Origin of the sequence: Burkholderia sp. AU45274 (assembly GCF_030482505.1) — a bacterium.
In the GTDB taxonomy this organism is placed as follows: Bacteria; Pseudomonadota; Gammaproteobacteria; order Burkholderiales; family Burkholderiaceae; genus Burkholderia.
This window is the reverse complement of the sequence record NZ_JAUJQE010000001.1, coordinates 1888025-1900688: the sequence shown is the minus strand read 5'-3', so window position 1 is coordinate 1900688 and position 12664 is coordinate 1888025. Positions and strand designations below refer to the sequence as shown.

The following is a 12664-nucleotide window of genomic DNA, read 5'->3' as shown; positions in this document are numbered from 1 at the left end:
GATGTTACCGAGGCGGGCGCGTTTCGTCGGAAAGAATGTCAGCACGCGGCTTCGTCGAGCATGTTTTCTTCGACGGGGCCGTAGATGGCGTGCGATTGATCGTGCATCACGGCCCAATAGCGGTCCCCGAACGACCAATGCCACCATTCCGACGGGTAATTGGTGAAGCCGGCGCCCGTCAGCGCGGTGATCAGCACCTGACGGTTGCGGGCGGCTGCGCGGCTGATGAACGGGTTGTGCGTGTAGCACGCGCCGGATGATTCCTGGTCGGTGGCATCGAGCATGCAACCCATGTCGAGCTCGATGCCATCCGCCGAGATGAGCGTCAGGTCGACAGCTGCGCCCGTCGGGTGCGCGGCGACTTCCGGCGGTGCAACGTAGTGGCTCGTCAGCGCGACCAGGGTGTCTTCATCCGGCAACGGCTTCAGCGTCCGGCGCAGGTGCGCGAGATGCCCGGTGAAGTAGTGACGCTGCAGGGCCAGCGGGCGATAGCCCTCCTTGACGTACAGGCGCAGGCCGGCGGGGAGCGCGTGCGCTGCGGCGATCAGCCGGTCCGCCACGCCACGACGCACTTTCAGGAAATGCGGGCTCTTGTTTGCGACGTCGTCGGGGCCGGGCGCAACAGCGATACGGTCATGGAAGCCTGCGAGATCGACAAACCCTTCGTGCGACTCCAGCAGGGCAATGGACCGGACAACGGGATCGGAGAGCGAAATCACGATAGTGGACGAAGTGGCGCAATGACGGTTGCGGGCCACGTCCGGCTGGCAGCAGGAAGCGCTATTGCACGAGGCCGGGTGCTCGTGGTTGATTTGGTCAGACGAATCGCCAATATGCCAGAGTCGGGCGGAGGATGTGTCGCGGTTTCCGCTGCGGGAGCGTGAGCCTCTTATCCTCGCGTATCGATGGTCGTGCCTGCGTGGACGCCGTCGTTTCGCGTGTCGTGTGGCGCCGCCTCCCAACCGCTTTCCTCGATTGGATCGACGGGACCGTCGTAGCGCACGACCGAGCCGCGCAATACGTCCAGCGGCTGCATTGCATATCGTTGGTCACGCATCCGCCCACTTCCTCAACAGGTTGTGATAAATCCCCGTCAATGAAATGACCATCGGGTCCTTCGCCCCTTTCTCGGCGGACAGTGCCTGAATCTGCGTATCGAGCTGGAACAGCAGCGTGCGGTCGCCGTCGTCGCGCACCATGCTCTGGATCCAGAAGAACGACGCGACGCGCTCGCCGCGCGTCACGGGTGTGACGTGATGCAGGCTCGACGCCGGATACAGCACGAGGTCGCCCGCCGGCAGCTTTGCGCGATGGGTGCCGTACGTATCCTCGACACACAGCTCGCCGCCATCGTACGCATCGGGTTCTTCGAGAAACAGCGTCGCCGACAGGTCGCTGCGCACGCGGAAATCCGTGCCGCGCAGCAGCCGGATCGCGTTGTCGACGTGCGTGCCGAACGTCTCACCGCCTTCGTAGCGATTGAACAGCGGCGGAAACACCTTGAGCGGCAGCGCTGCCGAGAAGAACAGCGGATGGCGTGCGAGCGCGTCCTGGATCGCGTCACCCACCGCGCGTGCGGCCGGCGCGCCTTCCGGCAATTGGCGATTGCGTTTCGCGAGCGCCGACTGCGTGCCGGACGTCGCATTGCCATCGACCCATTCGGCCGCATCGAGCAGTTCGCGACATTGCGCGACCTGCGCTTTCGTCAATACGCCGGGGACGTGAAGCATCATGATATGGATTCCGTACAGTGCGGCTGCGGCTGTGGTGGCGTTTGCAATTCCAGCGCCGCCGCACGAAACGCGCCGATCGGCGACGACGCGAGATACGCGCGCATCTTCGCGACGAACGCGGGGGTAGCGGTGGCCGGCACGCGTGCAAGCCACGCGAGCGCTTCGTCGATGCGCCCGCGCTCGGCGAGCAGCCGTGCAAGGTTGAACTGGCCGCGGAAGTCGCCCGCCACGGCGGCGCGTCGATAGTGGTCGAACGCGGCGTCGCGGTCGACCGGTACGACCCAGCCGTCCTCGTAGAAGCCGCCGATCAGGTTGATCGATTTCGCATGGCCGAGCGCGGCCGCGCGCTGGAACCAGTCGAGCGCCTCGGCGCGATTCTCGTCGACGCCGTTACCGAGCGCGAGCGCCGTCGCGTAGTTGTACATGCCCCAGTCGAGCCCCGCCCGCGCGGCGAGCCGGTACCAGTACACGGCGACCTGCGCGCACGCGGCCGTGCCCCAGCCGAACTCGTAGCAGCGGCCGAGCATGTTCATCGCCATCGCGTGGCCGGCGCGCGCCGCGTGCCGGAACCAGTTGAACGCGGCCGCCGGATCGCGCGCGACGCCATGTCCGTCGAGCAGGTATTGTCCGTAGACGGCCTGGGCATCGACGATGCCGTTGTCGGCCGCCGCCGCGACCCACGCGGCGGCGCGCTCGGGCGGCCCGGCCAGGATGTCGGCGAACTCGCGCGGCGAAACCGACGCGAGCGCCTTCAGCGACACGGCTTCCATCGATCAGTAGCGCGCGTTCAGCGTGACGAACGCCGAGCGGCCCGGTGCGATCGACGCGTAGTGCGCCGGATACGCCTGGTCGAAGTAGGTGCGGTTGAACAGGTTGTTCACGTTCAGCTGCAGGTCGAGTTTCTTGTTGATGCGGTACTGCGCCATCGCATCGAAGCGCCAGTACGACGGCACCGCGTGCTGGTTCGCGGGATCGCCGAACACCTGCGACATGTAGAACGCGCCGCCGCCGACGGTGAACTTCGGCGTCACGTCGTAGTTCGACCACATCGTGAAGCTGTGCTTCGGCGTGTTCGGGAACCGGTTGCCGTTGTTCGCGGTGTCCTTGCCGTTGTCGCGCAGTTCGCTCTTCATGTACGTATAGCCGCCGAACAGCTGCCACTGCTTCGTGAGCTGGCCCGCGACGCCGAGTTCGAGACCCTGCACGCGCTTGTTGCCGACCATCGCATACTGGTTGTTCGGCAGCGTCACGCGCGCATTCGTCGTATCGATCTGGAACAGCGCGGCGGTCAGCGCGAGCTTGTCGTTCAGCACGTTCCACTTCGTGCCGAGTTCGATGCTGCGGTTCTTTTCCGGCGCCAGCTGATCGGCGTTCGAGCCGACACCGCCGCGGCCCGGCGTGAGCGACTGCGTTTCGCTGCCTTCGCCGAGCATCATGCCGGCCGGCGTCGACGACGTCGCGTACGACGCGTAGATGCTGCCGTTCTGCGCGGGCTTGAACACGAGGCCGGCCTGCCAGTTCACGAGCGTGTCGTCACGCGTGGTGGTCTTGCCGCCGTTGGCCTTGGTGTCGGTGAAGCGGGTCGAGTAGTCGTCGATGCGCACGCCGCCGTTGACTTGCCAGCGCGGCGTGATCTCGATCGTGTCGAAGCCGTAGATCGACTTCGTCACGGTGCGGGCACGCGCGTAGTCGTTGTTGCGCGTGATCGAGCCGGCCCACGGGTCGTTCGGGTTCGGCGACCACAGGCTCGTGCAGTTGTAGCCCGACGCCGCGCCGATGCCGTTCTGGCAGATCTTGCCGTTCGCGGCGGCGACGTTGTACGTGTCGCGCTTGCCCCATTCGCGCGACAGCTCGATACCGGTCGTGAAGCTGTGCTTGAACGGGCCGGTGCGGAATTCGCCGAACAGCTCGGTCTGGTTCGCGATGCTGTTGATCGCGCTGTTGCGGGTGTTCGCGCGCCGCCAGACCTTGCCGTTGACCACGTTGCCCTGGCTGTCGTCGGGCTGCGTCCAGATGTAGTCCTGCGTCGATTCCGTATAGCGCGTGGTGTTGCGGATCGTCAGCGACGACGTGATGTCGTGCTCGATCTTCAGCGTACTGATGTCCGACGTCGTCTTGCGGAAATCGCGGTTGGTCAGGCCGTAGAAGTTGTGGCGGTCGACGGGCGCCGGGCCGTCGGTGGCAACGCCTTTCGGGAGGTTGAAGCCGTAGTAGTACGGGATGCCGCCGTCGGGCAGGTCGTCCGTCTGCAGGTGGTAGTAGCTCGCGACGACGCGCGTCGACGTGCCGAGGCCGAACGCGATCGACGGTGCGACGCCCCAGCGCTCGTTGTTCACCGCGTCGCGGCCGGCGACGTCGTTGTTGTGGCTCATCAGGTTCAGGCGGAACGCGGCGTGATCGGCGAACTGCCAGTTGCCGTCGGCCGTGAAGCGGCGATAGCGGTCGGTGCCGAGGCCCGCGCTCGCGGCGGCGGTGGTGCCGAGGTGCGGGGCCTTCGTGATCAGGTTGATGCTGCCGCCCGCGCCGCCGCGGCCGCCGTACGCGCCGTCGGAACCCTTGGTGATCTCGATGCGCTCGGTGTTGAAGATCTCGCGCGTCGTCGCGCCGGTGTCGCGCATGCCGTCGACGAACATGCTGCCCTGCGTGTCGTAGCCGCGGATGAACGGACGATCGCCGAGCGGGTTGCCGCCTTCGCCGGCGCCGAACGTGATGCCGGGCACGGTGCGCAGCGCTTCGGTCAATGTTGACGCGCCGCTGTTCTGGATCAGCTCCTGCGGGATCACGGTGACGGATTTCGGCGTGTCGACGAGCGGCGCGGTGAATTTCGCGGAAGCGGAGAAGTCGGCCTTGTAGCTGTGCTCGGCCTTGCCCTGGACTTCGATCGGTGCGAGATGGCCTTCGGTGCCGGCCGGGGCGGGCGGCGGCGTGCCGTCCGCCGCGAAGGCCGGGCTTGCGGCGAGCACGCTGCACAGGGTGGTGAATTTACCGAGCTTCAACTCGTCGGGACGTGACTTCATGGTGCGCTTCGACCTCGCGGTGTGGCCCCGGGGGCGGTGCGCTACGGGAATGTGCATGCCGCCGGGAATTATTACGATTTGTTTTCAGGCGGCATTCTATGTAATTTTTTATTGAATGAGAAGCGTTCTTGTTAGCGTTAGTAAGGAAAGTGTCAACTAATGTGACGGGGTGGTCTGGGCAGGGTCAATGGCCGATCGGCCAGGTGTGACGTGCTTATCAGGCGGGTTAGAGTGATTGCGACGCGCCGTTCGAGTCGGTCGGCCTGCGGGTAATCGATCCCTGGGCGTCCTAGGCGCTGATTGCCTACCTTTCCACCGCGCGTAAAAAAAGCGCGCCGGGCTGCCCGGCGCGCTTTCCGTTGAACTGCGGGGGCGCCTGACTGGCTCGCCCCCGCAGTTCCTTCTCAATCGACCCCGTGAAACACCGCATCCTCCGGCCCGAGATATGCCGGCGGGCGCCACGTCGCGTCGCGCATCGAATGCTGGACGAGGTTCTCGACGCCGAGCAGCACCGCGAAGATCGCCATCCGCACCGGAATGCCGTTGTCGGTCTGGCGGAAGATCGCGAGGCGCGGGTCGCGGTTCAGGTCGACCGACAGGTCGTTCGCGCCGGGCCGGCTGTCGCGCGGCAGCGGGTGCATGATCAGCGTGTCCGGCTTGCACACCGAATCGACGAGCGCCTGGTTGATCTGGAAATCCGGCGTGTAGCCTTCGAACGACTCGTCGGTGAAGCGCTCCTTCTGGATCCGCGTTGCATAGACGACGTCCGCGCCGCGCAGCCCGGCTGCGAGATCGGTCGTCTGCTCGATCACATGGCCGTTCGTCGCGATCTGGTCGACGATGTAGGCCGGCATCTCGAGCGTCGGCGGCGACACGAGCGTGAACTTGAGCCCGCGGTACAGCGCGAGCAGCTTGACGAGCGAGTGCACCGTGCGGCCGTACTTGAGGTCGCCGACCAGCGCGATGTGCGCGCCGTCCACGATCTTGCCGAGCCGCGAGAACTCGCGCTGGATCGTATAGAGATCCAGCAGCGCCTGGCTCGGGTGCTCGCCGGGGCCGTCGCCGCCGTTGATCACGGGCAGGTTGGTCGCGCGCGCGAACTCGGCCACCGAGCCTTTCTCCGGATGGCGGATCACGAGCGCGTCGACATAGCCGGCCATCACGCGGCTCGTGTCGTAGATCGATTCGCCCTTGGCCATCGACGAGAACGTGAAGCCCGTCGTATCGCACACCGAACCGCCGAGCCGGCAGAAGGCGGCGCCGAACGACACGCGCGTACGCGTGCTGGCCTCGAAGAACAGGTTACCGAGCACCGCACCTTCCAGCACGCGCGAAATCTTGTGGCGGCGCGCGATCGGCTGCATCACGTCGGCCACGCGAAACAGCGCCTCGACCGATTCCCGCGAGAACTGGTCGACCGACAGCAGTTGCGGCTTGCCCTCGAAAAAGAACTGCTTGGCGAGCCCCTGGTTATCTACGCTTTGCGTATAGTTGCCGCCTTCCGGCACCGAGCGCTCGACGATTTCCGACACGAAGCGCTCGACGATCTCGGGCATCCCGCGCGATTCCTGCGAATCGTCGGGCAGAAGCCAGGTATCCAGCGCGCGCCGGCTCACACCGATGCGGCTGGCGAACGCTTCGCGCGTCATGTTGAGGCGGCGCATGGCGTCGCGGAGGAAGGCTTGCTGGGGAACGGTCATCGGCGGCTCCTGACGAGAAATATACGCGGTGCGTATATTAGTTCCTCGCGTGTTGAAGTCAAGGAAAATCTGCGCGAACCGGCTGTATGGCCCGCGTGACAGCGGCGGGTTCGGACTGGCGCGCGGCGGCCGTCTCCGTATAATCAGGTCAGGCCCCGTGCCCGGCATCTGCCGGGCGCGACGCCGCAAACGATTCGCCCGTCGGGCTTGTTGATTCCAAGGAGAATGAGAATGACGCGTACGATTGCTGCAATGCTGCTGGTGGTGACCGCCGCGCTTGCCGGTTGCAACACGGTCGCCGGTGTGGGGCAGGACATTTCGAAGGGCGGCCAGGCGATCAGCGATTCGGCTGAAAAGGCCAAGTAAGCCGACCGGTTCCGGAATGCAGAAGGCGCCGGGCCGTCCCGCGATTGCGGGGCGGCCCGGCGCCTTTTTTCTTTTGGCCGGCGCTCGATGCCGGTGGCGTCAGGCGTGCTCGACGAACGCGTAACGGCCTTCGACCTTGCGCGGCGTGAACCAGCCGTAGTCGGGGAACAGGCGGTTGCGGACGAACCAGACATAGCCCACCAGCAGGACCGTGATCGCGAGGCTCGGCAGCGCGGTCGACGGATCGCGTCCGAGCTCGGCGATGGTCTTCGGCACCTGCAGCAGCGACAGCAGGATGAACGCGTGGTACGCGCCGACACGATGGGTTGCAAAGCCCCAGATGAACAGCAGCGACAGCGGCACGGTCAGCGCGAGAAATACCAGCACGAGGCCGTTGCCGGCGCCGGTGGCGAAGAAGTAGTACGCGAGCATGAGGCTGATCGCGAGCTGGGCGATGCCGAGCGCGACCAGGATCCGGATGTGCAGCTTGTTCTGGCGGCAGCGTTCGGGATCGGGGCGCGACGCGATCAGGTGCGCGAGCACGCGATCCTTGAGTCCCTGTCCGGACAGTTCGGCCAACGCGTCGGCCTTCCTCGTTCCCGCGGACAGCAGCACCGCGATTCTTGTTTTGGCTTCCTTCCTGTTCATTGCGTGGCGGATTGTTGTGCGATGGTTGTCAAAGGTCCCGGCCACGCGAATATTGCATCTTGCGGGGTGGTGCGCAACGGTTTTGCGGTGCGCGGACACATTCCTACAGTGGCCGGCCGCACGGGGGAAACGCGAGGATCGACGGGTTATACGGCGGGGCGGAGACGCCGCCGTTTCCGCAACGACGCAACGAAGCAACGACGCGATGAGCGCGAGTCAGTCGGTGGCGGTTTGCGCGGCGGGCGCGGGGCGGGACGGTCGATCCGGATTCGCCGGGTGCGTATTGCGTGCTTCGGCTCGCGGTTCGCGTCGACGCGTCGCGCCGACGACCATGCCGGCGACGACGAGCGCGATTCCCGCGATACGCGTGCCGCTGAGCGTTTCGCCGAACAGCGCGACCGCGAACAGCACGGCCGAGACCGGCGCGACCGCCGTGAACAGCGCGGCCTCGGTTCCGCTTGTGCGCGCCGAACCGGCATACCAGCACAGGTAGCCGAGCACGGTCGGCACCAGCGCGTAGTAGGCGATCGCCGACACCGCGTCGACAGTCCAGCCGGTCGCCACCGCGTGCCATTCGAACGCGGCCGGCACGAGGGCGAGCACGAAGCCGAGGCCGGACATCGCGGTGGACAGCGCCAGCGGCGGCAACGGTGCGGCCAGCCGCCGGTTGAGCAGGATGAATACGGCTTCGCAGGCGACGGCGGCCAGCACCAGCGCATCGCCGGCGAGCGTGCGGAGCGACGGCAGGGCCTGGCCGGGCGCGAACGTGACGAACAGCACGCCGGCCGTTGCGAGCGCGGCGGCCACCCAGTCGCGCGGTGTCTGCCGCTCGCGCAGCACGACGGCCGCGATCAGCGTCGACATCGCGGGCAGCGTGCCGAGCATCACGCCCGCATCGAGCGGCGACGACAGCTTCGTGCCGCAGATCAGCAGCACCGTATAACCGACGCCGCCCGCCGCCGCCTGGATGACGAGCAGCACGGCGTCGCGCGTGGAGGTGCGTGGCCAGCGCATGCGCTGCGCACACATCAGCGCGAACAGCAGCGGTGTCGCGATCAGGAAGCGCAGCGCGGTGGCCGCGAACGGCGGCAGGCCGCCGGCCGCGAGACGGCTCGCGATGACGGTGCTGCCGACGCCTGCCATTGCGGCGGCGAGATAGAGATAGCCAATCAGTCGTGTCTTCATGCGCCGCATCGTCGCGTACGGCGTTGATGCGCGTCTTGAACGAAATTGCAGCGCGCGCGGGCATGTCGAATACGGAGCGCGTGACTCTGCATGCTTGGGCCGCAGGGGCGGGCGACAGCCACCGCGAGCAGCGCATGGCGCGGCGTGCCGTCGCAGTTGTCGATGTGAGCGCAGCCTTCGAGGCCGGTGTGTTTGGCGACGAGCCCCGCTGGATGGCGGCGGCGTCAAACGGCCTGCGTGAACCGCCCCGGCGTGATCCCGAACTGGCGCGCGAACGCACGCGTCAAATGGCTTTGATCGGCAAAGCCCGCTTCGGCCGCGGCATCGGCGATCGGCAAGCCGCTGGCAAGCAGCGCGCGCGCCAGCCGCGCACGCGACTGGATCAGGTACGCGTGCGGCGTGATGCCGACTTCGCGGGCAAACCCGCGCAGCAGCTGGAAGCGGCTGACGCCGCTCAGGTCGGCCAGCTCGGCGAGCGAAACGGGCGCGGCCGGCGCCGCGTCGAGCCGCTCCCGGGCGAGGCGGATTGCCGGTGCGACGCCCGCCGCCGGCAGCGTGCGGTTCGCGTGCCGGGCAAGCAGCCCGGCGACGAGCATCACGAGCGCTTCGTCGCGGGCGAGCGGCTGGGATTCCGCGACGATACGCGCGTGTAGTTGGCCGACGGCAGCCGTGAGCCGCGCGTCGCGTACCGCCGGATGCGCCAGTTCGACGCCGCCGAGGCCTTCTTCCGCCGCCACGCCCGCGACCAGCGCGGGTGCGAGGTACAGCATCCGCCAGTGCCGGCCCGTGCCGGCCTCGATCGGCGAGCCGTCGTGCATCTCGCCCGGGTTGACCATGATCGCGTCGCCGGCCAGCGCGTCGACCTGCCCGCGGCCGCTCCACGACCGGTGCGCGCCGCTGACGATCACACCGACCCCGAATTCGTCGTGCGCGTGGCGCGGAAATGCACGGTCGGAGTCGAGGCTGATTGCCTCGATGCCTTCGCCGGTCCGTCGGTAATGGGTGACGCGGTGCATGTGCGCTCCTCGCGCCGGTTGCGGCGCGGATGTCATGCACTTTAGCGTGTTCCGGCGCCGCGCGCCCTTCATCCTTTTGGCCGATACCGCGCGGCGCGCGCAGCCCGCACCATGTGCACATGAGCAGCGTACACGGCCCGCCGGGCCTGAAGCTGCGCGGGAGGCGGCAGGTGGAACGACAGGATCCGGTATTCATTCAGGTTGGCGCGCTCGCGGACGGCTTCGCGCCGGAAGCGAACATCCTCGCATCCGTCGACGCGCTCGCCGGGCGGACACTTGCGCTCGGCGACGCATCGGGTGCATGGCGCGTCTATACGTTCGAGCCCGGCGCACTGCAGTGGCGCGATGCGGCGACCGATACGGGCGGCCGCGAGCCGTGCCGCGTGACGCGGCTGCGCGACGGGCTGTACTTCGTCGACTACATCGATTCGGCCGCCCGTGCGACGTCGGTCAGTCTCGTGATCGACCTCGACAACGGTGTATGGACGTCGGTCGTCGGCGCGCTGCCGACCGAAGCCGACACGCGCATCGACGCGTTCACACGGGTTGCGCGCGGGCTGCCGCTGACGGGCGTCGAGGCCGAGTTCCGGCACGGCACGCTCGGCGGCCACACGCAGCCGGGGCCGTTGCACGGGCCCACGCGCGAGCTGATCGGCAAGCGGACGATGTATCGCTATAGCCCGACCGAATGCTACGAGCACATCTACCTGAACGAGAATTTCTATGCGTGGCAGTGCCTGCAGGGTGTCGAAGGCGGGCTGGCCGATGTCGATCGCTGTCATTACTTCAGGATTGCAGACGCGCTGTATCTGTTCGTGTGGCGAGAAAAGGTGGTGCCGACGCTCGGCGTCGTGCTGATCGACCTCGCGCAGCGCAAGACCGACGGCAAGATCTTCGGCTACCAGGGCGGCGATTTCGGCACGCTGTCGAATTTCCCGATCGGCGCGCACGCGCAGGTGCTCAACGAAACCGCGCATCCGCTCGGCGGCGAGGCGCAGCGATGAATGCCGTGCCGGGCAGCGGCCGCCTGCGGGCGGATTTCAGCGGGCGCGTCGTGCTTGTCACGGGCGCCGCGCAGGGGATCGGCGCGGCGATCGCACGCCGATTCGCGGAATCCGACGCGTTCGTCGCGCTCGCCGACCTGAACGGCGAGGCGGCCGCCGCGCAGGCCGATGCGCTCGCGAGCGCGGGCGGCGAGGCGCGCGCCTATCGGGTGGATGCCGCCAGCCGCGACGAACTGGGCGCACTGGTCGCGGCGGTCGAGCGCGACGGTGGCCGGCTCGATGTGGTCGTCCACAATGCCGCGTATTTTCCGCTGACGCCGTTCACGCAGATCGACGAGCCGACGCTCGACCGGACGCTGTCGGTCAACCTGTCGGCGCTGTTCTGGCTCGCGCAGGCCGCGTTGCCGGCATTCGAGCGTGCGGGAGCGGGGCGGCTGCTCGTCACGTCGTCGGTGACGGGGCCGCGTGTCGCGTATCCGGGGCTCGCGCATTACGCGGCGTCGAAGGCCGGCGTGAACGGCTTCATTCGCGCGGCCGCGCTTGAGCTCGCGCGCCGCAACGTGACGGTGAACGGCGTCGAGCCGGGCATGATTCGCACGCCGGCGGCCGGCAATCTCGGCGACGCGTCGGTCGCGGCGCAGATCGCGCGCGACATTCCGCTCGCGCGGATGGGCGAACCGGAAGATATCGCGAACGCGATGCTGTTTCTCGCATCGGCGGATGCCGCTTACATTACGGGGCAGACGATCGTCGTCGACGGCGGTGCGACGCTGCCCGAGAGCGGCGCGGTGCTTGGCGGCGCGTGACGGTGACCCGCGCCCCCGCTCGGCCAATGAACCTCGGCCGATAACTTACCAGCGAATGCGGCGGGACGATTACTCGTCGAATTTCGCAAGCGGCCGTGGCGGCGAAGCCGGCTGGCGTGATCTTGAACGCCGGCCATGCGGGACGTCAGGCGCCGGCCGGCGAGATTCATGGCGGCCCGGATGTCGCGGATCGGGCGATCGACGACCTCCACGGAAATCGGCACCGAACCTCTTCTTGCGTTGCGCAAAAAACGTCTGCGCCGCCAAGCGCGTGTGCCGCCCGCCGCGCATCGCCGCGATTACAGCCAGCCGTTGCGGATGAACTCGACGATCGAATAGCGGCGGTGCTCGAGATCGTGCAGCCGAACAGCATCGACGATGCGCGACACGCCATCGGCGTAAGGCGTCGCACCCACCACGCGCGATTCGAACTGCAGGCTGCACGCGCCGTCGTCGATGCGGATCCGGTGAATCGCATGGCGGCCGAGCTGATCGTCGGCGACCGCGAATTCGCTGCGCTGCACGTCCGGGTCGCGCACGGAGCGGATGTCTTCCGGCCGCACGCCGAGCGACTGGCCGATCCCGACGGCCGTGCCGGGGACGGACGTCTTGCCGGCCTGGTGCGACTCCGTCACGCTGATCCGGCAGTCGTGAAACAGGTGGCCGCTGGTTTCCAGCATGCTCATGAACTTGAGCATCAGGATGTTCGTGTTCGGGCACAGCACGACCGGGAAAGCGTGCGAGCCGGTTTCGAGCTCGGAGCCGGTCGACAGTTCGACGAGTGGCGATCCGGTGGCCTCGCAGAACGCGATCACGGCGGGGAGTTCGCGGCCGGAACCGGCATGCACGACGATCGTTCGGGCGTCGCTGCGCTGCGCGTCGTTGCGCGCGCTGTCCGACCAGGGGATCACGCGGCAGGTGGCCGGGTCGAGCCGGTGCGCGTCGAGCAGTTCGCTGGCCAGCTTGCCGGTTCCTACGACGAGTACTTGCATGACATTCACGGATTGAAGTTCAGGATTCGGGACGGGAAATGAAGCGGGCCGTCGGGTGGCTCGGCACGGTCGCGGCGCGTGGCGCCGAACCGGCCTCGCGCATTATGCCCGGCCGCTCGCCTGCGTGCCCGCCGGGCCTCGCAGGCGGCGGCCCGGTGCGTCAGCTCGCCGACACCGTCCGCAGCCACGCATTTGTC

Annotated in this window: 13 protein-coding genes; 3 read left to right on the top strand and 10 right to left on the bottom strand. The window is 67.5% G+C overall.

Features of this window, described 5'->3' with window-relative positions:
- Positions 1–38: 38 nt before the first annotated feature.
- The 6 genes from QZM35_RS08495 to QZM35_RS08470 form a co-directional block, all read right to left on the bottom strand.
- Complete coding sequence (locus QZM35_RS08495) at positions 39–719, bottom strand: M15 family metallopeptidase (RefSeq protein ID WP_254600163.1); 681 nt, start codon at positions 717–719, stop codon at positions 39–41.
- A 170-nt stretch (positions 720–889) separates the two neighbouring features.
- A complete protein-coding gene (locus tag QZM35_RS08490) occupies positions 890–1036 on the bottom strand; it encodes a hypothetical protein (protein WP_301775775.1) in 147 nt (48 codons plus the stop codon).
- Between the two features lie 13 nt (positions 1037–1049).
- Positions 1050–1733, bottom strand: coding sequence for a Fe2+-dependent dioxygenase (locus QZM35_RS08485; protein ID WP_175866802.1), 684 nt, complete (start codon positions 1731–1733; stop codon positions 1050–1052).
- The gene (locus QZM35_RS08480; RefSeq protein ID WP_301775774.1) at positions 1730–2503 is read right to left on the bottom strand and encodes a tetratricopeptide repeat protein; all 774 of its coding nucleotides are present in this window, start codon (positions 2501–2503) and stop codon (positions 1730–1732) included. The genes QZM35_RS08485 and QZM35_RS08480 overlap by 4 nt, the downstream gene beginning before the upstream one ends.
- Positions 2504–2506: 3 nt before the next feature.
- Positions 2507–4750 (bottom strand): TonB-dependent siderophore receptor, encoded by a 2244-nt coding sequence (locus QZM35_RS08475; protein ID WP_089432971.1) that lies wholly within the window; start codon positions 4748–4750, stop codon positions 2507–2509.
- Positions 4751–5154: 404 nt separating this feature from the next.
- Positions 5155–6450, bottom strand: coding sequence for an aspartate carbamoyltransferase (locus QZM35_RS08470; protein WP_089427078.1), 1296 nt, complete (start codon positions 6448–6450; stop codon positions 5155–5157).
- Between the two features lie 231 nt (positions 6451–6681).
- On the opposite strand from QZM35_RS08470, the gene QZM35_RS08465 reads away from it, so the two are divergent.
- Positions 6682–6816 carry an entericidin A/B family lipoprotein gene (locus tag QZM35_RS08465; protein WP_006485835.1) on the top strand — a complete coding sequence of 45 codons (135 nt, stop codon included), beginning with the start codon at positions 6682–6684 and terminating at the stop codon, positions 6814–6816.
- 99 nt (positions 6817–6915) lie between these two features.
- On the opposite strand, the gene QZM35_RS08460 is transcribed toward QZM35_RS08465, so the two are convergent.
- The 3 genes from QZM35_RS08460 to QZM35_RS08450 all read right to left on the bottom strand — a co-directional run bounded on the left by QZM35_RS08460 (position 6916) and on the right by QZM35_RS08450 (position 9665).
- The gene (locus QZM35_RS08460) at positions 6916–7464 is read right to left on the bottom strand and encodes a permease (RefSeq protein WP_089432969.1); all 549 of its coding nucleotides are present in this window, start codon (positions 7462–7464) and stop codon (positions 6916–6918) included.
- Positions 7465–7680: 216 nt separating this feature from the next.
- Positions 7681–8649 (bottom strand): DMT family transporter, encoded by a 969-nt coding sequence (locus QZM35_RS08455; RefSeq protein WP_256976905.1) that lies wholly within the window; start codon positions 8647–8649, stop codon positions 7681–7683.
- Between the two features lie 224 nt (positions 8650–8873).
- Positions 8874–9665, bottom strand: a complete 792-nt coding sequence (locus QZM35_RS08450; protein ID WP_089432967.1) for an AraC family transcriptional regulator — start codon at positions 9663–9665, stop codon at positions 8874–8876.
- 170 nt (positions 9666–9835) lie between these two features.
- Between QZM35_RS08450 and QZM35_RS08445 the strand changes: the two genes are divergently transcribed.
- Together QZM35_RS08445 and QZM35_RS08440 are read left to right on the top strand one after the other, a co-directional pair.
- Positions 9836–10669: a molybdenum cofactor biosynthesis F family protein gene (locus QZM35_RS08445; protein WP_089433332.1), complete on the top strand. Its 834-nt coding sequence runs from the start codon at positions 9836–9838 to the stop codon at positions 10667–10669.
- A complete protein-coding gene (locus QZM35_RS08440; RefSeq protein WP_089432966.1) occupies positions 10666–11475 on the top strand; it encodes an SDR family oxidoreductase in 810 nt (269 codons plus the stop codon). Before QZM35_RS08445 ends, QZM35_RS08440 begins: the two co-directional genes overlap by 4 nt.
- A 299-nt stretch (positions 11476–11774) precedes the next feature.
- Here QZM35_RS08440 and QZM35_RS08435 read toward each other — a convergent pair whose 3' ends face one another.
- Positions 11775–12467 carry a dihydrodipicolinate reductase gene (locus QZM35_RS08435; protein ID WP_089427083.1) on the bottom strand — a complete coding sequence of 231 codons (693 nt, stop codon included), beginning with the start codon at positions 12465–12467 and terminating at the stop codon, positions 11775–11777.
- Positions 12468–12664: the final 197 nt, after the last annotated feature.

Bases quoted from the DNA above. Each gene is read 5' to 3' on its own strand.
- QZM35_RS08490 (WP_301775775.1), bottom strand. From the start codon at position 1,036: ATGCAGCCGCTGGACGTATTGCGCGGCTCGGTCGTGCGCTACGACGGT.
- QZM35_RS08485 (WP_175866802.1), bottom strand. From the start codon at position 1,733: ATGATGCTTCACGTCCCCGGCGTATTGACGAAAGCGCAGGTCGCGCAA.
- QZM35_RS08480 (WP_301775774.1), bottom strand. From the start codon at position 2,503: ATGGAAGCCGTGTCGCTGAAGGCGCTCGCGTCGGTTTCGCCGCGCGAG.
- QZM35_RS08475 (WP_089432971.1), bottom strand. From the start codon at position 4,750: ATGAAGTCACGTCCCGACGAGTTGAAGCTCGGTAAATTCACCACCCTG.
- QZM35_RS08470 (WP_089427078.1), bottom strand. From the start codon at position 6,450: ATGACCGTTCCCCAGCAAGCCTTCCTCCGCGACGCCATGCGCCGCCTC.
- QZM35_RS08465 (WP_006485835.1), top strand. From the start codon at position 6,682: ATGACGCGTACGATTGCTGCAATGCTGCTGGTGGTGACCGCCGCGCTT.
- QZM35_RS08460 (WP_089432969.1), bottom strand. From the start codon at position 7,464: ATGAACAGGAAGGAAGCCAAAACAAGAATCGCGGTGCTGCTGTCCGCG.
- QZM35_RS08455 (WP_256976905.1), bottom strand. From the start codon at position 8,649: ATGAAGACACGACTGATTGGCTATCTCTATCTCGCCGCCGCAATGGCA.
- QZM35_RS08450 (WP_089432967.1), bottom strand. From the start codon at position 9,665: ATGCACCGCGTCACCCATTACCGACGGACCGGCGAAGGCATCGAGGCA.
- QZM35_RS08440 (WP_089432966.1), top strand. From the start codon at position 10,666: ATGAATGCCGTGCCGGGCAGCGGCCGCCTGCGGGCGGATTTCAGCGGG.
- QZM35_RS08435 (WP_089427083.1), bottom strand. From the start codon at position 12,467: ATGCAAGTACTCGTCGTAGGAACCGGCAAGCTGGCCAGCGAACTGCTC.